We start from the raw sequence: 25,656 nt of genomic DNA, 5'->3' as shown, positions 1-25,656 counted from the left end.
TAAGAGACAGCCGCAGCCCGTCGCGGGCCAGCTCGCGTACCGCCTCCGCGCGCCCGTCGGGCAGCGGCCTGCGCCCCGCGGCCTCCAGCGCCGGGATCGCCCGAAACCAGTTGGCCAGCCCCATGGCATGACCCGTCTCGCGCACCACCTGGGTTGCGTCCGCGTCCAGCGGCGCCACCGCCCGCGCCGCGACCAGCAACAGGTTGCCGGATGTGCGCGCGATGTACTCCTCGAACGCCGCCAAATCCGCGAACGGGTCGCGGTAGATATCCCAGCGACGCGCTGCGACCAGATCGTCCAGCAGCGCCGCGCCCTCGGCATCCAGCACGGCCGAAAGCGGCGTCGCCACCACGTGCCGGCGCACGGCACCGCCGGCGGCGATTTCGTCCAGCGCGTCGCGCCACCATTGCAGGCGCATCTCCGCGATCATCGGCTCGGACGTGACCCAGGGCGCGCGCGCCACCTCGATATTGAACCCATAGATCGCAAACAGCCGCCCGCGCAGCGCCGGCGGCGTCGCCATCACCGCCAGCAGGCGATCCGGGTCGCCGCGCGCCACCAGATCGGCGCAGGCGGTCAGGTCGTCGTCACAGGGCACCAAGGAACTCCCGTATCAACGCCTCGGTGCGGGGCGCATCGACCACATCGAGGTGCCCGACGCCCGGCAGCACATGGTAGCGCCCCTTGTCCGTGGCGCCGGACATCAGCGGCGCGTACCTTTCGGCGACGAAGCTCTCGTCCTGCGCCCCCGCGATCAGCACGAAGGGCGGCAGCGCCGCGACGTCGGCCAGGTAGTCGCGCCGCGGCGCGTAGGACAGGTTGAGCCGCCAGCTATAGCGAGTCGTCGCCGTGTGCCCAAGCGGGCCGTTCAGCACCGCCCGGGGCATGGCGAACCGTATCGCGGTCAGGTGATCCAGCGCATGGATCCCCACCATGTTGAGCATCGACAACCCGATGATCCGCCGCGTGAGCGGGTGCGCCCAGCCACCCGCGTTCGCGCGTGTCGTCGGCGCATCGTGACGCAAGAACGGCGCCAGCAGGATCGCGGCGTCGATCATGTCGCCGTGCCGCCCGCCGGCAAAGCGCACCACCAGCCCGCCGCCCGAGGAATGGCCCAGCATCACCACCTTGCGCCCCGGCGCGACGTCGCCGATGGCATGGGCAAGGTCGTCCTCCAGTTGCCCGACATGGTCCACGTCGCCGCGGCGCACCGGGTCAGCGCCGTGCCCGCGCAGGGTGACGGCGCGCAGTTCGGCCACGTCGCGCAACGCCCAGGCCAGCCGGTCGAACTGCTGCCCGTGCCAGCCCGAGCCATGGACCATCACCACCAGCGGCTTGTCGCGCACCGGCCCCTGGGCCACGACCGTCACCGGGTGCGTCACGCCGTCAGGCGTGGTGTAGCTGTCGCGCGTGAACGCCGCGTCCGAGACCGGCGCCTCGAAGCTGTCGGCAAGCAGGCCCGAGAAATCGGGCCCTTTCGCCTGTGGCACCGGCCCGGGGCGTTGCGACACGATCAGCCCAAGCGCGATACCAAGGTAGATGGTTGCCGATATGATAACTATTTTCAATATCTTGAACAGCATACCTAACCCGGTAATTGAAGGTGTTACCTGCCCCGAGGGCCGGGGCCCGTGGCTATTGCGCCGGTGTCGCCCGGGCCTGCGACGCGCCCTGTTCGCGCAGCAGCTTCCAGTTGATCGCGTCCAGCAGCGCCTCGAAACTGGCATCGACGATGTTGGGGCTGACCCCCACGGTGGACCAGCGCCGCCCCTGCCCGTCCTCGCTGTCGATGACGACGCGGGTGACGGCCTCGGTGCCGCCCTGGGTGATGCGTACCTTGAAATCCACCAGCCGCATGTCGTCGATCCCCGCCTGGTAGGGCCCAAGATCCTTGGCCAGCGCGCGGGCCAGGGCGTTGACCGGGCCGCGGTCGCGGCCCTCGGCATCCATGGATTCGCTCACCGACAGCTTCTTGACGCCGCCCACCTTGACCACCACGACCGCCTCGGACAGGCTCACCATCTCGTCGCGCTTGTTCTTGCGGCGCTCGACGGTGACCTTGTAGCGCTTGACCTCGAAGAAATCGGGCCCCCGGCCCAGTTCCTCGCGCGCCAGCAACTCGAAGCTGGCCTGCGCCGTGTCGTAGGAATAGCCGGCGTCCTCGCGCGTCTTGATCCGCTCCAGGATGCGGCCCAGGGCCGGGTCGCCGGGGGCGACCTCGATCCCGGCCTCGGCCAAACGGCGGCGCAGGTTCGACTGCCCGGCCTGGTTCGACATCGGGACGATGCGCGCGTTGCCCACGGATTCGGGCGGGACGTGTTCATAGGTGTCCGGCGCCTTGAGAATGGCGCTGGCGTGCAGGCCCGCCTTGTGGGCGAAGGCCGAGCCGCCGACATAGGCCGCCTGCCGCATCGGCACCCGGTTGAGAATATCGTCGAGCCGCCGGCTGATCCGGGTGAGCCCGGCAAGCGCATCGAGGCTCACGCCGGTGTCGTACCGCTCGGCATAGCGCGCCTTGAGCAGCAGCGTCGGGATCAGCGCCGTCAGGTTGGCGTTGCCGCAGCGCTCGCCCAGCCCCGCCAGCGTGCCCTGGACCTGCCGCGCGCCTGCGTCGATCGCGGCCAGCGACCCGGCGACGGCGGTCTCGGTGTCGTTGTGGGTGTGGATGCCCAGCCGGTCGCCGGGGATGCCGGCGGCGATCACCTCCGCCACCACGCGCCCCACCTGCGCGGGCAGGGTGCCGCCGTTGGTGTCGCACAGCACGATCCAGCGCGCCCCGGCGTCATGGGCAGCGCGCAGACACGCCAGCGCATAGTCGCGGTTGGCGGCCCAGCCGTCGAAGAAATGCTCGGCATCGAACAGCGCCTCGCGCCCCGAGGCGACCATGTGCGCCACCGATTGCGAGATCGATTCGAGGTTCTCGTCCAGCCCGATGCCCAGGGCGGCCTCGACATGGTAGTCGTGCGTCTTGCCCACCAGGCACACCGCATCGGTGCCGGCGTTCATCACCGCCGCCAGCACGTCGTCGTTGGCCGCCGACCGGCCCGCGCGCTTGGTCATGCCGAACGCGGTCAGGCGCGCGCGGGTGCGCGGCGCGGCGTCGAAAAAGGCGCTGTCGGTGGGGTTGGCGCCGGGCCAGCCGCCCTCGATGTAATCGACGCCCAGCTCGTCGAGCAGGCCCGCGATCTCGACCTTCTCGGCGGTCGAGAAACTCACCCCCTGCGTCTGCTGCCCGTCGCGCAGGGTGGTGTCGTAGATGTAGAGGCGTTCCTTATCCATGACGCGGCTCCCCTGGCCCCAGTTTCCCCCGCGCGGAATCAAGGCGTGCTTGCACGCCGCCGCGCGAGCGCCCGACCGCCCCCCGGGCGGGCGCTTTTGCAACGGTGCACCCCGCGCAATCGTCGCAGTAGTCGGCACCATAAAGTGCGCTCCACAAGCGTTGCAGCGCCCCCCCGCGGTCGGGCCCTCGCGCGGCAGGCAGGCGGTTAGCGAAAAGGCGCATCACTTCAATGCCTCCAGTTTAGCGGGATCAATATAAGTGGAAGCTAAAGAGGCTGTGCCGTTGTTTATGCCGTTCTTAGAGCGCGACGCACGCAACTCAATGCCCAACGCGGCTGCCTCAAGTTTCAACCGGTCAGCATCAGCCCAATTGCTCTCCCGTCGATAAGCCAGCCACCGATGCACTAAACCCAAGGAAGCATCACGTAATTCGTCCGAAACCTCTCCCCATCCAATAACACCAACTGTCGGCTGATAATCTATCCCTTCCTTCAAGAACACTTCATCATAAACTTCAAACTCGAACAGATGCGCCCATTCTTGTTGACCAATCTCAGTTAAGTTCAGTCCCAAGAGTTTTGCCGACGCGAGCAAAACATCTTTCTCACCATCCTTGTAAATTTCATTAAGTCGATACATCGCCTCAGCCGTATTCAAGTCATCCGCCAAAGCATCCAAAACATCGTCATCTACTTGCCCATCTGTTGCGCCCAAGGTGAGGTATGACCACTCACGCAGTGTCTTTATAGCGCTCCGCGCCTTCTCCGCAGTCCAGTCCATCGGCTTGCGGTAATGCGTTTGCAGGAACACGAAGCGGATCACCTCGCCCGGCACCTTCCAGCCGCCGCTCCAGTTGCCGTCCAGCAAATCCCGCACGGTGAAGAAGTTGCCCAGGGACTTGAACATCTTCCTGCCCTCGACCTGCAGCATCTCGTTGTGCAGCCAGTAGCGCGCGAACTGGCCCTCGGGGTGGGCGCAGCAGCTTTGCGCGATCTCGTTTTCGTGGTGGGGAAACATCAGGTCGCCGCCGCCGCCGTGGATGTCGAAGCTCTCGCCCAGCAACTCGTGGCTCATGGCCGAGCATTCGATATGCCAGCCCGGGCGCCCCCGGCCCCATGGGCTGTCCCATCCCGGCTCGCCCTCCTGCGCGGGTTTCCACAGCACGAAATCCATCGGGTTGCGCTTGTAGGGCGCCACTTCGACGCGGGCGCCGGCGATCATGTCGTCGACGCTGCGCCCCGACAGCGCGCCGTATTTCTCGCGCCAGCTATCGACCGCGAACAGGACGTGCCCCTCGGCCGCGTAGGCGTGGCCCTTCTCGATCAGGTCCGCGATCATCGCCACCATCTGCGGGATGTACTGCGTGGCGCGCGGCATGTGGTCGGGTTCCAGCGCGCCCAGTTCGCCCATGTCCTCGAGGAACCAGCCGGTGGTCTCCGAGGTGATCTTGTCGATCGGCTGTCCGGTCTCGTCGGCGCGCTTGATGATCTTGTCGTCCACGTCGGTGAAATTGCGCACGTAGGTCACGTGATCTGCCCCGTAGACGTGGCGCAACAGGCGGTAGAGCACGTCGAACACCACGACGGGACGCGCGTTGCCCAGGTGCGCGCGGTCATAGACCGTCGGCCCGCAGACATACATGCGCACGTCGGCGGGGTCGAGCGGGGTGAACACTTCCTTGGTCCGGGTGGCGGTGTTGGTCAGCTTGATCGTCGTCATGGTTTCCTCGCGCGACAAGGGTCCGGGCACCTGCGCGGCGGGCTTAGCAACTTCGATCAAGTCATGGAATACAAAAGAGCGGCCCGCCGGATATGTCTCAGCAGGTGCAAATGCAGCAGATAATGGCGGTGCGGCGGCTCATGCCGCGACGATAGGCCATGGCCGGCGCGCACGCAACGCGAAAACGCCCGGGCGGACGGGGCCGAGGGATGCCCTGCCCGCCCGCGCCCAGGCCCCGCCGGGCCGGGGCGGTCACTCCTGCGCGGTCTCGGTGTCCGGGCCCAGCATCCATTCGCCCTCTGGCCAAAAGGCGTGGAAGGCGAAGGCGAACAGCATGTCATGGGCCACGTCGCGGCCGCGTGCATCGCGCACCCGCACCGTTCCCACGTCGCGGCCCTCGCCGATGCTGGCCGTGTCCAGCGCCGAGGCCTGCCCCGATTCCCAGGTGATGGTCAGGCCGGCCTCCTCGATGCGGCCTTCCTTGCGCAGGCGGTTCATCGGCCAGGCCCGGCCGCCCACGCGCACCACGCGCACCAGCGGGTCGATGCCGTGCGGCGGGTCCTCGCCGTTGTAAAGGAACGGTTCGCGCGCGCTGTCGTAGTTGCGATACGGGTTCTGCCCGTAGGCGCGCGAATGGGATGGCTCGTCCATCACCAGCCCGTCGGGGTTGGCGGTGCGGAACTGTTCCCAGCTTTCCATCCATGTGGGCAGGCTTTTGAGTTCGACCCCGGTCATGCGGCCGACGATGCCGCGGCCCACGGCCTGTTGCCACCAGCTCTGGGTCTGGCGGTCGTACATGACCATGTCCGAATTGCGCAGCTTGCCCGAAACCCCGAACCACAGGACCTTGCCGTCAACGCGGCGGTCGAAGGTTATCCCCGAGTTGCACAGCGGGCAGAAGGTGACGGCGATCGGCACGCCGGCGACCTCGTCGTTGACGATCTCGTGCCACATCAGGTAGCGGATCGGGTAGGCGCGCGCGCGGGCGCCCTCGATGATGACGGTAATCACCGGCTCGCGCGGGGAAAGCCGGGTCTCGGTATCGGCGGGTACGAACCCGGGGTCGGACAGCGCCGGGATGCCGTCCTTGGGCGGGCCGCCCGAGATGATCTCGCTCCAGTCGTCGATAACGGTATTCTCGAAATCGGTCTCGGGCCACTCGTCCTCCCACAGCTTGGGATAGGCCTGGACGCCCGGCGCGGCGAGGCCGAGCGCCAGCACCGCGACCAGCGCGGCGAAAGGGGTGGCAAGGGCCATACGAGGCATGAGGCGCTCCTGTCGGTTGATCGACAAGAAGCATGCACGACGCACCACCCGGCACGATAGCCCCGCGCACGCGCTTGTGACACCCCGTGTGTGCCCCCCGCGCGGATCAGTCGGTGACGGTGACCGCGACCATGGCGTCGGGCCGGCCGACGACGGCACCGTTGCGCCCCTTCCCGCGCTTGATGGCGTCGATCACCTCCATGCCTTCGGTGACCTGCCCCACCACGGTATATTGCCCGTCGAGGAACGGCGCCGGCCTGAACGTGATGAAGAACTGCGAATTGGCCGAATCCGGGTCTTGCGAACGGGCCATGCCCACCACGCCGCGGTCAAACGGGATGTCCGAGAACTCGGCCTCGAGATCGGGCAAATCGCTGCCGCCCATGCCGGCGCGGGACATGTTGCCGCCCTCCATCCTGCCGAAGCGCACATCGCCGGTCTGGGCCATGAACCCGTCGATGACGCGGTGGAAGGCGACACCGTCATAGGCGCCCTGCCGGGCAAGCGTGGTGATCCGTTCGACATGGTGGGGCGCCACCTCCTCCAGCAGATCGACGGTGACGGTGCCGCCCCCGCCCTCGCCGGCGATCTCGATCTTCAACCCGGTGGCGGCGGCCGGCGCGGCCAACAGCGCCACGGCGGCAAGCGGGGCAAAGAAGCGTTCAAACATCTGCGGCCACCTTCATGCTGATCATCCTGTCGGGGTTGGCGGGCGGCTCGCCGCGGGTGATGGCATCGACATGCTCCATGCCGTCGATCACGCGCCCGTAGACGGTGTATTGCCCGTTGAGGAAATGATTGTCGGAAAAGCTGATGAAGAATTGCGAATTGGCCGAATCCGGGTTGGCCGAGCGTGCCGCGCCCAGGGTGCCGCGGTCATGCGGGATGCGGCTGAACTCGGCCTTCAGATCGGGCAGGTCCGACCCGCCGGTGCCCGCGCGGCCGGGGTTGTAGCCGGCTTCCATGTTGGCGTTTTGCACATCGCCGGTCTGGGCCATGAACCCGTCGATGACGCGGTGAAAGGCGACGTTGTCATAGGCGCCGGCGCGCGCCAGTTCCTTGATCCGCTCGCAATGGGCGGGCGCCACGTCGGGCATCAGCTCGATGGTGACGGTGCCGTCCTTGAGCTCGATCAGTATGGTGTTCTCGGGGTCTTTGATCTCGGCCATGCGGGGCTCCTGAGGTTTCGCTGCGTGGCCCTCACACCTAAAGCGGGCGGGCGGGCTTGCCAAGGCCCGCCCCCGCCCCCCGTTGCGGTTGCGGCATCGCGGCGGTTGACCTGCACGAAGCGACGCGCCAAGAGGTTGCCGACCACTGCCGAGAAGGAGAGCGGAATGCGCTGGAAGACCCTCGACGACATGGATCTGGCCGGAAAGCGGGTGCTGGTGCGCGTCGATATCAACGTGCCGGTCGAGAACGGCCGCGTCACCGACGCCACCCGGATCGAGCGCATCGTGCCCACGATCCGCGACATCCGCGCCGCCGGTGGCCACCCGATCCTGTGCGCGCATTTCGGCCGCCCCAAGGGCAAGGTCGTGGACGATCTCAGCCTGCGCGTTGTGGTGCCCGCGCTGGAGCACGCGCTTGGCACCCGCGTGGTGCTGATCGCCACCCTTGATGCCGCCGAAGCCCGCCCCGCCGAGGCCGAGGAAGCCGGCGTGATCCTGCTGGAAAACATCCGCTTTCACCCCGGCGAAGCGACCAACGACGAAACCCTGGCCAGGCGCCTGGCAGGGCTGGCCGACATCTATTGCAACGATGCCTTCTCGGCCGCGCACCGCGCCCATGCCAGCACCGAGGGCGTGGCCCACCACCTGCCGTCCTGCGCCGGGCGGCTGATGGCGGCCGAGTTGAAGGCGCTCGAAGCCGCCCTGGGTAATCCGCGCCGCCCGGTGGCCGCGGTGGTGGGCGGCGCCAAGGTGTCGACCAAGCTCGACCTGCTCGGCAACCTCGTGGGCCGGGTCGATCACCTGATCATCGGCGGCGGCATGGCCAATACCTTCCTCGCCGCGCAGGGCATCGACGTGGGCAAGTCGCTGTGCGAACACGAGATGGCCGACACCGCGCGCGAAATCATGGCCAAGGCGCAAACCGCGGGCTGCGAGATCATCCTGCCCATCGACGTGGTCGTGGCGCGCGACTTCGCGGCCGGCGCACCCCACGAGGCGGTCGCGGCCACCGAATGCCCCGACGACGCGATGATCCTGGACGCCGGGCCGCAAAGCGTGGCGCGGGTCAACACCACGCTCGACGGGGCGCGCACGCTGATCTGGAACGGCCCGCTTGGCGCGTTCGAAATCGCCCCCTTCGACGCCGCCACCAACGCCGCCGCGGCCCATGCCGCCAAGCTCAGCCGCGCCGGCAAGCTGGTCTCGGTCGCCGGCGGCGGCGACACCGTCGCAGCGCTCAACAAGGCCGGCGCGGCCGACGATTTCACCTATATCAGCACCGCCGGCGGCGCCTTCCTGGAGTGGATGGAAGGCAAGACCCTGCCCGGCGTCGCCGCCCTGGAAGGCTGAACCCGACAACGGCCCTTCACCTTGCCACAAATACTCTCGGGCCGAAGGCCCCGCTTGGGATTTTCCGCAAGGAAAAGCGCAAGCTTGCAAAGCGCGTTCGCGCAGCGGACGCTCCGCTGACGCGTGCATCGGCGGGGCACTGTTCGCGCAAACAATTTGCATGCCGTCCCACGCCCAAATACACCCGCCCTGAGTATTTCGAGCGAGAGGGATTTGAGCCATGAAAACGACACGCCGCGTACAGCGTATTCTGGCCGGCTTTGAGGGCGAAACACCGGGCGTCAAGGCACAGTTGAACCGGATGCTGATGACCGGCCGGCTGGCCGGGACGGGGCGCATGATCGTGCTGCCCGTCGACCAGGGGTTCGAGCACGGGCCGGCGCGCAGCTTTGCCCCCAACCCGGAAGGCTACGACCCGCATTACCACTACCGGCTGGCCATCGACGCCGGGCTCAACGCCTTTGCCGCGCCGCTTGGCCTGCTGGAGGCGGGGGCGGACAGCTTCGCCGGCCAGATCCCGCTGATCCTGAAATGCAACAGCGCCAATTCGCTGATGAGCCCGGGTTGCGGCAAGAACCAGGCGATCACCGCCAGCGTCGATGACGCGCTGCGACTGGGCGCCTCGGCGATCGGGTTCACCATCTACCCCGGCTCGGACTGCGCGCTGGAGATGTTCGAGGAAATCGCCGAGATGCGCCGCGCGGCCGCCGCCCGGGGCGTGGCCACGGTGATCTGGTCCTACCCGCGCGGCGAAGGCGTCAGCAAGGAGGGCGAAACCGCCGTCGACGTGGCCGCTTACGCCGCCCACATGGCGGCGCTGATCGGCGCGCATGTCATCAAGATCAAGCTCAGCACCGACCACGTCATGCTGCCCGAGGCACGCGACGTCTACGAGGCCCAGGGCATCGACATCGCCACCCGTGCGGCGCGCGTCGCCCACTGCATGCAGGCGGCGTTCGGCGGCCGGCGGATCGTTCTGTTCTCGGGCGGCGCGAAGAAGGACGAAGGCAGCGTCTACGACGATGCCCGCGCCATCCGCGACGGCGGCGGCAACGGCTCGATCATCGGGCGCAATACCTTCCAGCGCCCGCGCGGCGAGGCGCTGGAGATGCTCGCGCACCTGGTCGATATCTACAAGGGCCGCGCCTGATCCGCGTCAGCCCTCGGCGCCCGACCCGGTGCCGCTCATGTAGTTGGCCATGAACGCCGGCTCGCCCATTCTGCGCAGCAGGTCGAGCTGCAAGTCCAGCCATTCCCAGTGGCCTTCCTCGTCCTGCACGGTTTGTTCGAACAACGCGCGGGTGCCGATATCGTCGCTCTCGAACGCCTCGCGTGCGGCGCGGGTGTAGAAGGCGATGGCGCCTTTTTCCTCGTCCCGGTCGGCCTCGAACAATGCCTTCAGGCTTTCGGCCATCTCCGGGGCCCTGGTCGCCTCCAGCTTCGGCGTGCCGCCGAGGAATAGGATGCGGTCGATGAAGGCACCGGCATGACCCAGTTCCTCATGCATCTCGGCGCGCATCCTGGTGGCCAGCTTGTCGATACCCCAGTCTTCGAGCGTGTGGGCATGCAGCAGATACTGGTGCACCGCCGTCAGTTCCATCGACAGGGCGGTTTGCAGGTTGTCGATACTCGTTTTTCGATCGGTCATGAAAAATCCTTCACCTCTACAACGTCACCCCGGACCTATGCAGTCTTCGCCCCTGTTCAACCGCCGGTCACGCCGACCCGCGCCAGGATGGCGTCGAAATCCAGGCCCGCCACCGCACCGATGGTCGCACCGCGATGCCCGGCGACGCGGGTGGCGACATAGCCGTCGGCCACCGCCGCCGGCGCGCCCTCGATCAGGAAGGACGCGGCCAGCAGATGCGCCAGCGATTCGGCGTACCAGCGCGCCTCGGCCTCGGGCGGCAGGGCCGGCCAGCGGTCGAAATGCGCCGCGAGCGCCGCGTCATAGCGCGCATCAACGCCGCGCACCGCGTCCAGTTGCGCGCGCAGCGTCTCGACCGACAGCGGCGCCCGCGCCAGCGTGCGCAGGATATCCAGGCAGATCACGTTGCCCGAGCCCTCCCATATGCCGTTGAGCGGGGCCTCGCGGTAGAGCATCGGCATCGGTGTTTCCTCGACATAGCCCATGCCGCCCAGGGCTTCGAGCGCCTCGTAGATCATCGCCGGCGCGCGCTTGTTGTTGAGGTACTTGGCCAGAGCCACCGCGATGCGGGCGAATGCGCGGCCGCTCTCGCTGTCGTCGTCGAAGGCGCGCGCCGCCCCCATCGCCAGTGCCAGCGCGCTTTCCCATTCCAGCGCCAGGTCGGCCATCACCGCGCGCATCAGCGGCTGGTCGATCAGCCGGCGCTGAAAGGCGCTGCGCCCGGCGACCCACCAGGTGGCCTCGGACAGCGCCGCACGCATCAACCCCGCCGGCGCGACGGCGGTATCCAGGCGGGTGTGGTGGACCATCTCGATGATGGTCTTGACGCCGGCGCCCTCGTCGCCCAACCGAAAGGCCAGCGCGCCGTTGTATTCGATCTCGGTCGATGCGTTGGCGCGGTTTCCCAGCTTGTCCTTGAGCCGTTGCAGATGGATGCGGTTGCGCCCGCCCTCCAGCCAGCGCGGCACCAGGAAACAGCTCAGCCCGCCCTCGGCCTGCGCCAGGGTCAGGAACGCATCCGACATCGGGGCCGAGCAGAACCACTTGTGACCGGTCAGCCGGTAGGCGTCGCCGTCGCGCACAGCGCGGGTGGTGTTGGCGCGCACGTCCGACCCGCCCTGTTTCTCGGTCATCGCCATGCCGATGGTGGCGCCGCTCTTGGCAGCGACGGGCGCCACCGCCGGGTCGTAGCTGCGCGACAGCAGCGGCGCGCGCCATTGCGCCGCCAGCCCGGCATCGGCGGCCAGCGCCGGCACCCCGGCATAGGTCATCGTCATCGGGCAGCAGGCGCCCGGCTCGACCTGGCTGAGCATGTAGGACAGCGCCGCATGGGTGGCGTGCCCGCCGGGGCGGGCGTTGCCGCCTTCGTCCCAGGCGGCGGCGGCGTAGCCGTGACCCAGCCCCAGCGCCATGATCGCGTGGTAGCCGGGGTTGTAATGCACCTCGTCGATGCGCCGGCCGGCGCGGTCGAACGGCACCAGCCGCGGCGGATCGCGGCGCGCCTCCTCGGCATCGAAACGGGCCTGCGCGGTGCCGAAGGCGGCACCCGCGGCGCCCAGAGCGGACGCATCGGCGCCGGCGCGCGCAACCTCGGCGTGCAGCACCGCATCCCCGTCCCACAGCGAGATGTCGCCGCTGCGCGGCTCGGGCTGGTTTTCAACCTCGTGCGTGGCAAGCTCCGATATCGGTACAGTACGTGTCATCTGCGAACCCTCCCCTGGCTGGGGCCAATGATGCCAGCGCCATGCCTGCCGATCCAGTGTGACGCGACGACACCCCGCCGCGCCATGAAAAAACGGGGATTCACAATATCGGCGCGCTGTGCCATTGTGTCGCGAGACCGGGGCGAACCCGGCCTATCGGCGAGGCAGAGACATGGGATCGCGCAGACGTCCGGCCATTGGCATGCTGGTGATCGTGGCGCTGGCCACGATGATGGGCAGCTACTTCACCTTCGCCGCCGTGCGCGGCGATCACGGCCTGTTCCGCCGCGCCGAGATCGCGGCGCAGGCCGAAACCCTGCGCGCCGAGCTCGACCGCCTGCAGGCCGACGTGGCGCGGATGGAAAACCTCACCCGGCGGCTGTCGGACGAGTATCTCGACCTCGACCTGCTGGACGAACAGGCGCGCGACGTGCTGGGCGTGATCCGCGCCGACGAGATCGTCGTGCGCTGAATGCGCGCCATCTTTCGCGCCCGTGCCCCGGCGCCTGCGCGCCGGCCCTGCCATACACTTTGCTCTCGCCCCGATGCACATGCTAGGGTATCGATGGTTTAACGCTAAACTATTCACACCCATGGGAGGTGAGGCCGTATGGCAGCCAGAAAAACCCAAAAGAAACCAAATGTTTCTGCCGAGGAATTGAAACGCTATTACCGCGACATGCTGCTGATCCGGCGATTCGAGGAAAAGGCCGGCCAGCTATACGGCATGGGGCTGATCGGCGGGTTCTGTCACCTCTACATCGGGCAGGAAGCCGTCGTCGTGGGGCTGGAAGCCGCCGCGGAAGAGGGCGACAAGCGCATCACTACCTACCGCGACCACGGCCACATGCTGGCCTGCGGGATGAAACCCGAGGGCGTGATGGCCGAGCTGACCGGCCGCGAGGGCGGGTATTCGCACGGCAAGGGCGGCTCGATGCACATGTTTTCCAAGGAAAAGGATTTCTACGGCGGCCACGGCATCGTCGGCGCCAACGTGCCGCTCGGCGCGGGGCTGGCCTTCGCCGACAAGTACCGCGGTACCGACCGGGTGACTTTCACCTATTTCGGCGATGGCGCCGCCAACCAGGGCCAGGTCTACGAGACCTTCAACATGGCCGCGCTGTGGGATTTGCCCGTGGTCTTCGTGATCGAGAACAACCAGTACGCCATGGGCACATCGCAGGAGCGCTCGACCTCCTCCCCCGAGATCCACACCCGCGGCGGGGCGTTCGGCATCCCCGGCGAGGCGGTCGACGGCATGGACGTGCTGGCGGTCAAGGCCGCCGGCGACAAGGCCGTGGCGCACTGCCGGTCCGGCAAGGGGCCGTATATCCTCGAGGTCAAGACTTACCGCTATCGCGGCCATTCGATGAGCGACCCGGCGAAATACCGCACCCGCGAGGAAGTCCAGAAGATGCGCGACGAGAAGGACGCCATCGAACATGTGCGCGAATTGCTGCTTTCGGGCAAGCACGCGACCGAGGATGATCTCAAGGCCATCGACAAGGAAATCAAGGGCATCGTCAATGATGCGGCCGAGTTCGCGAAGGACAGCTCTGAACCGGACGAGGCCGAGTTGTGGACGGATATCTACGCCGCCGAAGTGCCGCAGGACGCGTAAGGGAGAGATCGAACAATGCCAACAGAAATTCTCATGCCCGCGCTGTCGCCCACCATGGAAGAAGGCACGCTTGCCAAATGGCTGGTGAAAGAGGGCGATACCGTGTCCGCGGGCGACCTGCTGGCCGAGATCGAGACCGACAAGGCCACGATGGAATTCGAGGCCGCCGACGAGGGCACCATCGGCAAGATCCTGATCGAGGCGGGCACCGAAGGCGTCAAGGTCAACACCCCAATCGCGGTGTTGCTGGAGGAGGGCGAGGATGCCTCCGACATCGACAGCGCCAAGCCTGCGCCGAAAGCCGATGGCGATGGCGATGGCGATGGCGATGGCGATGGCGATGATGATGATGATGATGATGATGATGATGATGATACAGTCGAATCCGAACAAGACGGTGAGGCACAAAAGGCCCCGGCCCGCGCCGCCGCGCCCGAACCCGCCCCGGAACAGGAACCGGATTGGCCCGAAGACACGCCGATGAAGTCGACGACGGTGCGCGAAGCCCTCAACGCCGCCATCGCCGAGGAAATGGAGCGCGACGACGACGTGTTCCTGATGGGCGAGGAAGTCGCCGAATACGAGGGCGCCTACAAGATCACCCAGGGGCTGCTGGACCGTTTCGGCGCCAGGCGCGTGATCGACACGCCGATCACCGAACACGGCTTCGCCGGCATCGGCGTCGGCGCGGCCTTCGGCGGGCTCAAGCCGATTGTCGAGTTCATGACCTTCAACTTCGCCATGCAGGCAATCGACCAGATCATCAATTCGGCCGCCAAGACGCTGTACATGTCGGGCGGCCAGATGGGCGCACCGATGGTATTCCGCGGCCCCAACGGTGCCGCCGCCCGCGTCGGCGCCCAGCACAGCCAGTGCTACGCCGCGTGGTATGCGCACATCCCCGGCCTCAAGGTCGCCGTGCCCTACTCGGCCAGTGATGCCAAGGGGTTGTTGAAATCGGCGGTGCGCGACCCCAACCCGGTGATCTTTCTCGAAAACGAAATCCTCTATGGCAAGAGCTTCGACGTGCCCGATATCGACGATTTCACCCTGCCCTTCGGCAAGGCGCGGATCGAACGTGCCGGCGACGACGTGACCATCGTTTCCTTCGGCATCGGCATGACCTACGCGATGGAAGCGGCCGAAAAGCTGGCCGAGGACGGCATTTCAGCCGAGGTCATCAACCTGCGCACCCTGCGCCCGATGGACACCGACACGGTGCTGGCCTCGGTGCGCAAGACCAACCGCTGCGTGACGGTCGAGGAAGGCTGGCCCGTCGCCTCGATCGGCAACCACATCTCGGCGGTGATCATGGAGCAGGCTTTCGACCACCTCGATGCGCCGGTGATCAACTGCACCGGCAAGGACGTGCCGATGCCCTATGCCGCCAACCTCGAAAAGCTGGCGCTGACCTCGGTCGACGAGGTGCTGGATGCCGTGCGCCAAGTGACCTACCGGTAAGGAGACAGACGCGATGCCGACCGAAATTCTCATGCCCGCGCTGTCGCCCACCATGGAAGAAGGCACGCTTGCCAAATGGCTGGTCAAGGAAGGCGACGAGGTCGCCTCGGGCGATCTGCTGGCCGAGATCGAGACCGACAAGGCCACGATGGAATTCGAGGCCGCCGACGAGGGCACCATCGGCAAGATCCTGATCGAGGCGGGCACCGAAGGCGTCAAGGTCAACACCCCCATCGCGGTGTTGCTGGAGGAGGGCGAGGATGCCTCCGACATCGACAGCGCCAAGCCTGCGCCCAAGACCAGGACGGATGAAAAGGCCAAGGAAAAGACCCCCGATGACGGGGCCAAACCGGCCGCGCCCAAGGCCGAGAAGGGCGGCGATGCCTCGGCTGACGCCCCCGCCAAGGCCCCCGCCGCGCCGACCGACGAGAAGGGAGAGCGGGTTTTCGCCTCGCCGCTGGCGCGCCGGATCGCGGCGCAAAAGGGGCTGGACCTGACGCAGGTGACCGGCTCGGGTCCGCGTGGTCGGATCGTCAAGGCGGATGTGGTGGATGCCAAGGCAGCCGCCACATCCGTCCCGGCCCCCGAGCCGGGACCTCGTGCCGAAAAGGCGCCCGCACCGGCAGCGGGTGCCGCCCCCGCGGGGCCCGATGCGGAAACCGTCAAGGCGCTTTACGCGGACCGCGAAACCGAGGAAATCAAGCTCGACGGTATGCGCAAGATCGTTGCCGCCCGCCTGACCGAGGCCAAGCAGACGATCCCGCATTTCTACCTGCGCCGCGATATCCGCATGGACGCGCTGATGTCGTTCCGCGCCGATCTCAACAAGCAGCTCCAGGCGCGCGGCGTGAAGCTCAGCGTCAATGACTTCATCATCAAGGCCTGCGCGCTGGCGCTTCAGGCCGTGCCCGACGCCAACGCCGTCTGGGCCGGCGACCGTATCCTGCGGCTGAAGCCGTCCGACGTGGCGGTGGCCGTAGCCGTCGAGGGCGGGCTGTTCACGCCCGTTCTCAAGGATGCCGAGATGAAATCGCTCTCGGCATTGTCGGCCGAGATGAAAGACCTCGCCACCCGCGCCCGCGACCGCAAGCTGGCGCCGGGCGAATACCAGGGCGGCAGTTTCGCCATTTCCAACCTCGGGATGTACGGGATCGACAATTTCGACGCCGTCATCAACCCCCCGCACGGCGCCATCCTGGCCGTGGGCGCGGGCGTCAGGAAACCGGTGGTCGGGAAGGATGGCGAAGTGACAACCGCCACGGTAATGAGCGTGACGCTGAGCGTCGATCACCGCGTCATCGACGGCGCGCTCGGCGCCAAACTGCTCCAGCAGATCGTGAAGAACCTGGAAAACCCGATGCTGATGCTGGCCTGATGGCATCCGCGCATTCCCGGCATTCGGTGCTTCGGGAAATCATACTGGAGCATCTCTTCGTCGGGCGCCTGTTGCAACGATGCTGGCAAGCGGGCGCATACGACGTCGAGGTGCTGCGCAGCGAGTTCGACAGCGGCGGCTATGACCTGGTTGTCACGCGCGGCGCAATTACCCGGCATATCCAGTTCAAGGCGCTGCGCGTCGGGGGCAAGCGGCGGCATTTCGACATTGGCCTGCGCCTTGCCGCGCGCCCGGCGGGCTGTGTCATTGCCATCGTGGTGGACGACGACCTGGAGGCGCGCCACTATCTCTGGTTCGGGGGAACGTCCCCGGATTCGGCATTGCCGCCCATAGATGATTGTCCGGCGGCGCGGCACACCAAGGCGGACAGCACGGGCGCCAAGGCCGCGCGCAACGCCCTGCGCCGTGTGCCTACAAGCCGGTTCGAGAAGCTGGACAGCCTCGACGCCGTGATTGGTCGCCTGATCGGCAAACTGCCGTGACCACGCCGCGCCGGCGTTCAGCCCTTGGTGCCCAATAGCTGATCCATGGTGACCGAGGGCTGCGCGCAGCCGGCCTCGCCCACCACCTTGGCCGGCACGCCGGCGACGGTGGATTTCTCGGGCACGTCATGCAGCACCACCGACCCGGCAGCGATGCGCGAGCAGCGGCCGATGCTGATATTGCCCAGCACCTTGGCCCCGGCACCGATCAGCACGCCGTCGCCGATCTTGGGGTGGCGATCCTCTTCATCCTTGCCGGTACCGCCCAGGGTAACCGAGTGCAGCATCGAGACGTTGTCGCCGACCACCGCCGTTTCGCCGATGACGATCGAATGGGCGTGATCAATCATGATCCCCTGCCCGATCCGGGCGGCGGGATGGATATCGACGCCAAACGTCTCGGACACTCGCATCTGGAAAAAGTAGGCCATGTCGCGGCGGCCCTGCCGCCACAGCCAATGCGCGACACGATACGCCTGCACGGCCTGGAACCCCTTGAAGAACAAGAGCGGCTGAAGGAACCGGTGGCAGGCCGGGTCACGCTCGTAAACCGCCACGATATCGGCACGCGCCGCCATCGCCAGCGCCGGTTCGCTGGCATAGGCCGCATCGCAGATCTCGCGAATCAACTGCTCGCTCATCTCGCCCGAGGCCAGCTTCATCGCGTTGCGGTAAGCCAGGGCGCGATCGATTGCGCCGTGATGCAGGATGCACGAATGGATCATGCCGCCCAGCAGGGGTTCGTCGGCGACGGCCGCCTCGGCTTCGGTCAGGATACGGTCCCAGACCGGGTCGATTTCCGACAGGTTCGCGTGTGTTTTGGCCATGGCGGTGCTTGATCCCCTGCTGCAACTGCGACAAGTCTAGCAGATAGACCCGCGCGACGAAAATGCAAAGCCCGTCACGAAGAGGTGTGCGCCATGGACAACGAATCAGCCGACCGGTTCCGCGCCCTGATCGAGGCGCGCCTGGCCGCGTTGCAGGAGGGCGACGACCTCGGTGCCCAGGGCCAGCAGGTGGTCACCCTCGATCAGCAGGCCACCGGCCGGCTCAGCCGTATGGACGCTTTGCAGATGCAGGCGATGTCCAAGGCTGCGCAGACTCGCCGCGACGGCGAGACGCGCCGCCTGCGCGCCGCGCTGGTACGCCTGGACGAGGGCGAGTATGGCCATTGCATGGATTGCGGCGAGCCGATCGCGCCGAGGCGGCTTGAGCTCGACCCGGCCGCCCCGCGCTGCATAAGCTGCGCCGCGGGGTGAGCACCCCGCCGTGGCGCGAACCGCGCCGACGGGAGCCTCCGGCGGGAGTATTTTGGGAAAGATGAAGCAACGTGCGTTGGGTTTCGTGGCTGCGTGCATCTTCCGGTCGGACATGCCCCGGGGCGTTTGCAGCGCAGGCCTACCCCGGGATATCGCGCACGGCGAAGTAACCCGGCCCAACCCGCGCCGAGACCTGCGCGACCGCGATGCGGAACGGCGCGCTGCCGGCCTGGGTGCCATCGTCGGCGCGCGTTGAGGCGTCGTAGACCCAGCCCGGCGCCTCCAGCGAAACCTCGCGCAGCAGCTTGCCATCGCGCAGCACCCGCAGCAGGTAGCGCTCGCTCTCCTCGCCCAGCGGCACGTCGGGGCCGTCCCAGCTGTCACCGTCCACGCGGGTACGCCGCACCCAGCTAAGCGCCAGCGCCGCGCCGTCGTCGACCGCCCGCAGGTGCGCCGGCCGGTAGGGACGCAGGCCGATACCTTCGAACGCCAACACCTGGTGGTCATAGCTGGGGTCGTCGACGCCCCGCCGTGCGGGCCCGATGCGGTAGTGGCGCGCCAAACCGCGTTCTGCCGCAGCGAGTCCGATCTGTTCCGGCGCCCCGTCGAGCAGTACAAACTGCGCGCCGGGTAGCCAGATTGGCGGCATCACACCGTCGCTGCCCGCCTGCCCGCGCAACAGCCCACGAAGGATATAGGTGTCGGCGGCGATCAGCTCGGCCTCGGCGAACTGTATCACCTCCCAGCCATCGGCGCTGCCGTCGCCGATCGCGGCGAGGTTACCGCCGGCCAGAAGCGCGCCGCCGGCGACATTGTCGAGCGTTCCGCCGTGCATGCGCACCTGCACCGCCGCGCCACGATCCATCAGGCCGGGGCGCGCCGCCGCAAGCCCCGATTGTGTCACCCCGAAGCTGGCGGAACGTTCCAGCACCGTGTCGAGCGCATAGTCGGCATCCGTCGGCGCAGCGTAGACCGACACCGCGCCGGGCCAAGGGCGCGCCACGGCGGCGACATGCGGGGCGTGGGGCACTTCGTCGCCGGTGATCAGTGGCAGATCCATGAACACCGGCAGAACCGGTACCGGCGCGGCGAATGCCGCCAGTTGCACCGGCACGTCATCGGCAGGCGCGGCGTCATGAACCGACGGGTCGATGCGCACCGCGTCGATGAGTTGCGCCGCGCCCTGTTCGACCCGGTCCACCCGGTAGAGCCCCTGCTGCCCCTCGGGCGCGATCACATCGCCGGCGCCCACTGCAAGCCGCGACGGCGGCAGCGCCAGGCGCAGCCCTTCACGCGCCACCCGCGCCTCCGCAAGCCAGCGTTCGGCGACCACGCGCGCCTCGGCCCGTGTCAGCGCCATCGGTATTTCCGAGGCAGCCACGGCATGGGTGGCATCCTCGGGCAGGATCGCCTCTTCGGCCGCCACGGCGTGATCGCCGCCCGCCTCGACGAATGTCAGCCGCACACGACCTGCCGTTTCGGCCTCGGGGGCGCGGGTCTGTTCCACCAGGCCGCCGATTTCATCGCTGCGCACCAGATCTTCTTCGCCCAATTGCCGGTCGCGGTGCCCGCCACGGCTGACAAAGCGCAGCACGCCTTCGCGCTCGACCGCGTCGAACCCGTGCACCGTCATCAGGGGCTGCAAGGCCGCACGCGCCGCATCGACGCTATCCACTGTGTAGCCGCGCACCAGCCCGTAGAGCGCCGACACATCGACCGCGCCAAGCCCCGCGCCGCGGCAGATTTCGGCCACCACGCCCGACAGCGCACGATGCGACAGCCGCCCCGTCACCCAGTGTCCGCGCGCGTGGTTGTCGGCGTCGCCCCAGGTGTCGGCGCGGGCGGGAAATTCGGGCCAGGGGCGCGCGTCCCACGCCCAGACGAAAGCGCGGTCCATATCCACCATCGGCCCGCCGTATTCGTCCGACAGCGGGTTGTTTTCGGACGCCTGCCAATAGCTGAGCATGGCGCGCAGATACTGCATCTGGATGAGTTCGTCGCGGCGCCCGTCCGAATGATGCGGCAGCGCGGACTCGGAGGATTTCGGATCGAAGAACTTGTTGGGCTGGTTGGTGCCCTTGTCCACGGCGGCACAACCCAGTTCGGTGAACCAGACCGGTTTCGAGCCCGGCACCCACGGCGTTGGCGCCGGCTGGCGAGCGCCGCCGACACGGTCGTGATGAGGGCGCGACCACCAGTTGCGGATATCCTTGGCGCGCCAGATCCAGGGCTCATCATGGGCACCGTCGGTGATCGGGGTGCGAATCTGCGCCGCGCGCGCCTCGGGCGAGTGGTAGAACCAGTCATGGCCCTCGCCGCCCTCGATATTGGCGCGCAGGTAGTCAAGATCATGGATTGCCGGCCAGTCACGCGCATCCAGGTGATCGTCGCAGTCGCGCCAATCGCTGAGCGGCATGTAATTGTCGATGCCGACGAAATCCACGTTGGCATTGGCCCATAGCGCGTCGAGGTGGAAATAGCGGTCGCCGGGGGCCTCTCGCGGGCTGAAGCCCGCGTATTCGCTCCAGTCGGCGGCATAGCCGATGCGCACATGGGGGCCAAGGATGGCGCGCACCTCGGCGGCCAGCGCGATCAGCGCCTCGACCGCCGGAAAGCGTCCGTTGGCACCGCGCAACCGCGTCAATGCCTTCATTTCCGACCCGATACAGAACGCATCGACGCCGCCGGCAGCCGCGCACAACGCCGCCTGGTGCAGGATGAACCGGTTGTAGCGCCATTCGTCGGGGCCGTGATAGCCGACCGCGCCATCGGTGACTGTGAAATCCGATGCCTGCGCGGTGCCGAAGAAGGCCGCCACCTGCGCGTCCAAGGCGGCGGTGCCATCGGAGCTGCCGTCGCGGCCGGGCGCGATGTCGGCGGTAATCCGGCCGCGCCAGGGCAGGTGCGGCTGGTCCGGCGCGTCGCTCCACGGGTCGGGCAGGCCGTTTCCCGGCATCTGATCCATCAGGATGAAGGGATACACCATTACCGCCTTGCCCTGCGCGGCCAGGTGGCGCAGGGCCTCGATTGTAGCGGCATCGGCCGGCGTGCCGCCATAGACCGGGCGGCCGTCTTCATCGCGCGGCACGCGCGCCGCGCCGGCACGGGTCAACCCGGCCACGCGCCAGGGCATCTCGGCACCGTCCGCGTCGTGGTGTTCGACCTTGGGGCGCAGCGTGCATTGGTCGCAGCGCAAATCGTCGCCGAACCAGCCCAGCACCAGCGACACCGCCGCGCAGCCCGGCGCCTCGGACTCCAGTCGCGCCACCGAGGTGGCGAAATCGGTCTGCCCCGAGGGGGTATGCACGTTGGCGCTTACCCGCGCGCCGGGGCCGTGATCGTAGCTCACCGGCGTCGTCGCCAGCGCGTATTCGCCGGTACCCGGGATCATCGCCACTCCGCGCACCAGTTGCCCCGCCTCGGGCACCGCCCCGGCAGCGGTGGCGCCGTGGCGCACCACCTCGAAGGAAAACTGCGGCACCCGGTTGCCGAAGCGTTCCAGCGCCATCGCCTCCATCACCACGTAGGCCGTGCCACGGTAGGCGGGCACGGCGCCCGCGCCCTCGACCGCCTCGATCAGGGGGTCGGGTGCCTGGTCGCGCGTGCCGGTATAGATGCGCATGTTCAGATCCTCGGGCGCCAGTTCGGTACCATCGGCCCAGATGCGCGTGACGCCGCCGACCGGACCCGCGCACAGCGCCACGGCCAGGCTGACGGTATAGCTGTAGCTGCGCGTCCCGGGGCGCGGGGCGGTCCCCTTGCCACCGCCGCTTGTGCGCACGGCTTCGGTGAACCGGCTGGCCCAGATCACCTGCCCGCCCAGCCGCATCCGCCCGTGAAGCTGCGCCACCGCATCGCCCTCGCCCGCGCCGGTGAGGCGGAATCGCTCCACCCGGCCGGTCTCGACCGGCTCGGCGCCCGCCCCCAGCAGCCGCTGGTCGAGCGCCCGGCCCAGCGTCGCGCCGGCAAAGCGGCCCACGGCCGTCATCGACAGGCCCAGCGCAGTGCCGCCGACGCTGCCGCCCAGTGCCGCACCGGCGGCAGAGAATACGATCGTCGCCATCAGCGAACCTCCTGTGGGGTTGTATCGGGAAAGGCAAATCGCGCTACCACGCGGCGCCGCCAGGGCGCGCTCAGCGGGCTTTCCACCACGCCGTGCCCGCTATAGGCATGGATGAATGTCGCCGCGGCGCCGGCCACGCCCGCGATACCCAGGTGCTTGGCCACCGCCCCGGCACGCATCCGAAACAAGAGCACGTCACCGGGCTGCCAGGGCGCGCCCGGCTCCACCGCAACCAGCACTTCGGTCGCGGCGCGCCACAGCCGCTCGTCGCCCTGCGGCTCGGACCAGTCGCGGCTGTAGGCGGGTACCGGCAGTGGCTCGGGCCCGAAAAGCTCGCGCCAGATACCGCGCAGCAGCCCCAGGCAATCGGCCCCCGCGCCGCGGCACGAGGCCTGGTGCCGGTAGGGCGTGCCGATCCAGCCGCGCGCCGCGCACACCACCTGCGCGCCGCTCACATGCCCGCACACCTCCTGCGCGCCGGGGGTTGCAGCCCGGCTCATCGGCGACTCCCGCCGCCGGTCTCGCCGATGGTCGCGGGCACGGCCGTCAACCAGTCGGTGCCGGGAATGTCGGGAAACCCCTGGTAGTTCGCCGCATTGCCGAACTTGAAACGGCAGGTGTCGAACCGCTTGTCGCACCCCGCCTGCACGCCCACCCGGTCGCCCGGCGCCGGCACCGCCCCCAGCGGCGCCCACAGCGTGATCTCGCGCGCGCCATCCGCATCGCGGATGCGGTCGCGCTTGACCATCGCACGCAATCCCTGCGCAGCGCCGTCCAGTATCGTCAGCACCCCGCGATTGAACCACCCCGGCGAAAACCCCGACAGCGGTGGCAGGTGCAACACCCGCGCCTGCGCGACCGCGACCAGCACCGCCTCGGCCGCATAACCCGGCGCCGACAGCTCGACCCCGCAGGCCGCGTCGCCCAGCACAGCGGTGCAGGGTTTCTGGTAGATCCGTCCCAGCGGCCGGTTCAGTGCCTCGGTCAGGCCGCGCAGCTCGGCGGTAAAGGCCCCGCCCGACCGGCGCAATTCGCCCAAGCGGCCGCGAAACTGCATCACCCGCTGTTCGGGCACTGCCCAGTTGACCAGCCATGCGCGCAGCTCGGCACCGTCGTAGCGGCCCGCCTCGATATCGGCGGCCGTGACGCCCGCGTCGCTTAGCGCGCCCGCGGCCTCGGCGTTGTCCACCGCCAGGCCGGTGCCCTGAACGGTATGCGACGTACTCAGCCCGGCCGACGCGCTGAAAGTGATGCCTTCGAAAAAGAGCGGCAGGTCGTGATCGGTAAAGCCCAGCGTCACCCCGTCATTGCGCGTGATCGCCCAAGCCCGGCACAGCGTCGTCGCGCCGCTGTCCAGGTGGGCCTGCAATTGTTCCCCGATCATACCCGCACCTCCACCACCGGCACGTCCGGCACCTCGCCGGCCTGGAAACTGGCCACCGACGTGGCGATTCGGTCAGTATCGAACCGCACCGGCACGTCGAATTCGTACCCCGCCGTCACCTGCCGGCCCGGGCCCGGCACATCGGATAAGCTGACCATACCGCGCGCGGTATCGACGCTGTAATGCACGCCCTCGTGCATCTCGTCGCCCTCGATACCCACCCGCACGGTGCCGCGCACCGGCTTGGTAATCGGGCGCGCATAGCTCTGGTCGCCGGAGATATAGCTCTTGATCAGCGCGAACTCGCGCCGCGTCCCGTCGCCCTGCCCGATCACCTGGTCGTCATGGGCGGGCGTGGCCGAGGGCGCGCATGATTTGTAGTCGGCCCAGTCCTTCCAGCGAAAGCCGAACATCTGCCCGCGGCGCGCTTCGAAAAAGGCGATCAGCGCCGCCACATCGTCCAGAGATCGCATCCCCAGCCCGGCATCATAGCGTCGGCGCGAATGCGCCCAAGGGGTGTTGCGCTCTTCGAACCCGTTGGCCAGCGTCACCACGTCGGTGCGCCGCTCAGGCCCGCCCAGCGAGCCGAAGCTCAGGTTGGCGGGAAACCGGACTTCGTGAAAGCTCATCGCTCGCCCTCCTGCTTAGCGGTTGCGTTGTCCGCGCGCGATGGCACGGCCCATCTGCGCGGCAATCTGGCTTTGCGAGCGGCGAAAGCCCTCGACGTCGGGGGTCGAGATATTCATGACCACCTGCACCGGGCGGCCGCCACTGCCACTGCCCGCGCGCACGCCCAGCTTGCCGTCGGGGCCGCGTGCCAGCGGCATGATCGCCTCGGCGCCCGCCTCGCCCATCAGCCCGGTGCCGCCGCGCATCGGAAACGCCACCGGCCCGCTGACCACGCCGCCGGTGGCAAAGGGCATGACGCGGCCCTGCGCGAACCCCGCACCGTCGCCGAAGGGCAGGATGCCGCTGACCGCGCGGCCCACGCCCTCGGCCAGCAGGCCGCCCAGATGCCGCGACACCGGACGCACCGCCGCCGAATAGGCAGTGTCAGCCATGGTGCGCGCCAGACCGCTCAGCGCGTCCGACAGCTTCACCCCGTCAAAAGCCACGCCGTCGAAGGCGCGTCGCAGCCCACGGCTGAACCCGCGCTCGACCGTCGCCAGGTCGCGGCCGGTATCGGCCAACGCGCCGCGCATCCGCCGAAGCTCGTCGTCGAACACCCCGGCCACATCCGCCGCCGCGCTCATCGTGCCTTCCAGCGCGTCGATCTGTTCGTCCAGCGCGCCCATCTGTTCATCCGCCGCCATGATCGCCCTCTTGCTTTTCAACCTCTGCACCCGCGCCGCCCGGATCGGGCCAGTCGCGCATCATTTCCGCCAGCCGCACGCGCCCCAATGGCGCCGCTGCCCCGCCGTGGCCGAGCATCAGCATCAGCTCGGCCGGGGTCAGCGCCCAGAACTGCGCCGGCGCAAGGCCCAACCGACGCAACCCCGCGCGCATCAGCACCGGCCAGTCGATGCGGCTCACCCGGCGGCCTCGTCGGGCAACGCGAAGGCCCGCGCCAGAAGCTGCGCCGCCGCGCGCGCCGCCGCCATCGGGCCGCCGTCGACCTCGGCACAGGTCAGGTCTGCCACCTGCCCCGCCCAGCCGCCGCCGCGCAGCCCCGCGACCAGCACCGCGATGATGTCGCGGCTGCAAAAGCGGCCCGCTTCGAACCGTTCGGCCAGCGCCATCAGGGTGTCGGCCCCCAGCACCGTTTCCAGCTCGGCCAGCGCGCCGAGGGTCAGCTTCAGCACATGGCGCTCGCCGTCGATGACCAGCGCCACCTCGCCTGCATAGGGGTTGGCCAT

At 68.2% G+C, this 25,656-nt stretch carries 25 protein-coding genes; 8 read left to right on the top strand and 17 right to left on the bottom strand.

What is annotated here, in order from left to right; translation table 11 throughout:
* The 7 genes from Q0L89_RS01295 to Q0L89_RS01265 all read right to left on the bottom strand — a co-directional run.
* On the bottom strand, positions 1-598 hold a 598-nt coding region (locus tag Q0L89_RS01295; RefSeq protein ID WP_296761894.1), incomplete at its 3' end, for a squalene/phytoene synthase family protein.
* Entirely contained in the window at positions 588-1,568 is a 981-nt protein-coding gene (locus Q0L89_RS01290; RefSeq protein ID WP_296761891.1) for an alpha/beta fold hydrolase, read from the bottom strand. The genes Q0L89_RS01290 and Q0L89_RS01295, both read right to left, overlap by 11 nt.
* 67 nt (positions 1,569-1,635) lie before the next feature.
* Entirely contained in the window at positions 1,636-3,279 is a 1,644-nt protein-coding gene (gene cimA / locus Q0L89_RS01285) for a citramalate synthase (RefSeq protein ID WP_296761889.1), read from the bottom strand.
* A gap of 222 nt (positions 3,280-3,501) precedes the next feature.
* Positions 3,502-4,998 (bottom strand): cysteine--tRNA ligase, encoded by a 1,497-nt coding sequence (cysS, locus tag Q0L89_RS01280; RefSeq protein ID WP_296761898.1) that lies wholly within the window; start codon positions 4,996-4,998, stop codon positions 3,502-3,504.
* A gap of 252 nt (positions 4,999-5,250) precedes the next feature.
* On the bottom strand, positions 5,251-6,264 hold the full coding sequence (locus Q0L89_RS01275; protein ID WP_296761888.1) for a DUF3179 domain-containing protein: 1,014 nt from the start codon (positions 6,262-6,264) through the stop codon (positions 5,251-5,253).
* Between the two features lie 106 nt (positions 6,265-6,370).
* Positions 6,371-6,934 (bottom strand): peptidylprolyl isomerase, encoded by a 564-nt coding sequence (locus tag Q0L89_RS01270; protein ID WP_296761887.1) that lies wholly within the window; start codon positions 6,932-6,934, stop codon positions 6,371-6,373.
* Positions 6,927-7,433 (bottom strand): peptidylprolyl isomerase, encoded by a 507-nt coding sequence (locus Q0L89_RS01265; RefSeq protein WP_296761885.1) that lies wholly within the window; start codon positions 7,431-7,433, stop codon positions 6,927-6,929. The genes Q0L89_RS01270 and Q0L89_RS01265 overlap by 8 nt, the downstream gene beginning before the upstream one ends.
* A 165-nt stretch (positions 7,434-7,598) precedes the next feature.
* Here Q0L89_RS01265 and Q0L89_RS01260 point away from each other — a divergent pair, with 165 nt between their 5' ends.
* Both Q0L89_RS01260 and Q0L89_RS01255 read left to right on the top strand, forming a co-directional pair.
* The gene (locus Q0L89_RS01260; RefSeq protein WP_296761883.1) at positions 7,599-8,783 is read left to right on the top strand and encodes a phosphoglycerate kinase; all 1,185 of its coding nucleotides are present in this window, start codon (positions 7,599-7,601) and stop codon (positions 8,781-8,783) included.
* Between the two features lie 220 nt (positions 8,784-9,003).
* Positions 9,004-9,933, top strand: coding sequence for a class I fructose-bisphosphate aldolase (locus tag Q0L89_RS01255; RefSeq protein ID WP_296761881.1), 930 nt, complete (start codon positions 9,004-9,006; stop codon positions 9,931-9,933).
* 6 nt (positions 9,934-9,939) lie between these two features.
* On the opposite strand, the gene Q0L89_RS01250 is transcribed toward Q0L89_RS01255, so the two are convergent.
* A complete protein-coding gene (locus Q0L89_RS01250; protein ID WP_296761880.1) occupies positions 9,940-10,431 on the bottom strand; it encodes a bacterioferritin in 492 nt (163 codons plus the stop codon).
* Between the two features lie 56 nt (positions 10,432-10,487).
* Positions 10,488-12,134: an acyl-CoA dehydrogenase family protein gene (locus Q0L89_RS01245; RefSeq protein WP_296761878.1), complete on the bottom strand. Its 1,647-nt coding sequence runs from the start codon at positions 12,132-12,134 to the stop codon at positions 10,488-10,490.
* A 172-nt stretch (positions 12,135-12,306) separates the two neighbouring features.
* Here Q0L89_RS01245 and Q0L89_RS01240 point away from each other — a divergent pair, with 172 nt between their 5' ends.
* The 5 genes from Q0L89_RS01240 to Q0L89_RS01220 all read left to right on the top strand — a co-directional run bounded on the left by Q0L89_RS01240 (position 12,307) and on the right by Q0L89_RS01220 (position 17,094).
* On the top strand, positions 12,307-12,606 hold the full coding sequence (locus Q0L89_RS01240) for a septum formation initiator family protein (RefSeq protein WP_296761876.1): 300 nt from the start codon (positions 12,307-12,309) through the stop codon (positions 12,604-12,606).
* Positions 12,607-12,744: 138 nt separating this feature from the next.
* Positions 12,745-13,755, top strand: a complete 1,011-nt coding sequence (gene pdhA, locus Q0L89_RS01235; protein WP_296761874.1) for a pyruvate dehydrogenase (acetyl-transferring) E1 component subunit alpha — start codon at positions 12,745-12,747, stop codon at positions 13,753-13,755.
* Between the two features lie 15 nt (positions 13,756-13,770).
* Positions 13,771-15,216: a pyruvate dehydrogenase complex E1 component subunit beta gene (locus Q0L89_RS01230; RefSeq protein ID WP_296761872.1), complete on the top strand. Its 1,446-nt coding sequence runs from the start codon at positions 13,771-13,773 to the stop codon at positions 15,214-15,216.
* A gap of 13 nt (positions 15,217-15,229) precedes the next feature.
* Positions 15,230-16,591, top strand: a complete 1,362-nt coding sequence (locus tag Q0L89_RS01225) for a pyruvate dehydrogenase complex dihydrolipoamide acetyltransferase (protein WP_296761870.1) — start codon at positions 15,230-15,232, stop codon at positions 16,589-16,591.
* A gap of 26 nt (positions 16,592-16,617) precedes the next feature.
* On the top strand, positions 16,618-17,094 hold the full coding sequence (locus Q0L89_RS01220; protein WP_296761868.1) for a hypothetical protein: 477 nt from the start codon (positions 16,618-16,620) through the stop codon (positions 17,092-17,094).
* A 17-nt stretch (positions 17,095-17,111) separates the two neighbouring features.
* Here Q0L89_RS01220 and cysE read toward each other — a convergent pair whose 3' ends face one another.
* On the bottom strand, positions 17,112-17,921 hold the full coding sequence (gene cysE, locus Q0L89_RS01215; protein ID WP_296761866.1) for a serine O-acetyltransferase: 810 nt from the start codon (positions 17,919-17,921) through the stop codon (positions 17,112-17,114).
* A gap of 93 nt (positions 17,922-18,014) precedes the next feature.
* Here cysE and Q0L89_RS01210 point away from each other — a divergent pair, with 93 nt between their 5' ends.
* Entirely contained in the window at positions 18,015-18,353 is a 339-nt protein-coding gene (locus Q0L89_RS01210; RefSeq protein ID WP_296761864.1) for a TraR/DksA C4-type zinc finger protein, read from the top strand.
* Between the two features lie 139 nt (positions 18,354-18,492).
* Here Q0L89_RS01210 and Q0L89_RS01205 read toward each other — a convergent pair whose 3' ends face one another.
* The 7 genes from Q0L89_RS01205 to Q0L89_RS01175 are packed head-to-tail and all read right to left on the bottom strand — an operon-like array spanning position 18,493 to position 25,656.
* Positions 18,493-22,416: a glycoside hydrolase/phage tail family protein gene (locus Q0L89_RS01205; protein WP_296761861.1), complete on the bottom strand. Its 3,924-nt coding sequence runs from the start codon at positions 22,414-22,416 to the stop codon at positions 18,493-18,495.
* Positions 22,416-22,916, bottom strand: coding sequence for a peptidase (locus Q0L89_RS01200; RefSeq protein ID WP_296761859.1), 501 nt, complete (start codon positions 22,914-22,916; stop codon positions 22,416-22,418). The genes Q0L89_RS01205 and Q0L89_RS01200 overlap by 1 nt, the downstream gene beginning before the upstream one ends.
* Complete coding sequence (locus Q0L89_RS01195) at positions 22,913-23,800, bottom strand: DUF2163 domain-containing protein (RefSeq protein ID WP_296761857.1); 888 nt, start codon at positions 23,798-23,800, stop codon at positions 22,913-22,915. The genes Q0L89_RS01200 and Q0L89_RS01195 overlap by 4 nt, the downstream gene beginning before the upstream one ends.
* Positions 23,797-24,429, bottom strand: coding sequence for a DUF2460 domain-containing protein (locus tag Q0L89_RS01190; protein ID WP_296761855.1), 633 nt, complete (start codon positions 24,427-24,429; stop codon positions 23,797-23,799). Before Q0L89_RS01190 ends, Q0L89_RS01195 begins: the two co-directional genes overlap by 4 nt.
* Before the next feature lie 15 nt (positions 24,430-24,444).
* Entirely contained in the window at positions 24,445-25,113 is a 669-nt protein-coding gene (locus Q0L89_RS01185) for a phage tail tape measure protein (protein ID WP_296761854.1), read from the bottom strand.
* A complete protein-coding gene (locus Q0L89_RS01180) occupies positions 25,100-25,333 on the bottom strand; it encodes a rcc01693 family protein (RefSeq protein ID WP_296761852.1) in 234 nt (77 codons plus the stop codon). Before Q0L89_RS01180 ends, Q0L89_RS01185 begins: the two co-directional genes overlap by 14 nt.
* The gene (locus tag Q0L89_RS01175; RefSeq protein ID WP_296761851.1) at positions 25,330-25,656 is read right to left on the bottom strand and encodes a gene transfer agent family protein; all 327 of its coding nucleotides are present in this window, start codon (positions 25,654-25,656) and stop codon (positions 25,330-25,332) included. Before Q0L89_RS01175 ends, Q0L89_RS01180 begins: the two co-directional genes overlap by 4 nt.

The sequence above is a fragment of the Sediminimonas sp. genome, assembly GCF_024637375.1.
In the GTDB taxonomy this organism is placed as follows: Bacteria; Pseudomonadota; Alphaproteobacteria; order Rhodobacterales; family Rhodobacteraceae; genus Sediminimonas.
The sequence above is the reverse complement of the archived record's forward strand: the minus strand, read 5'-3'. Positions and strand labels throughout refer to the sequence as shown.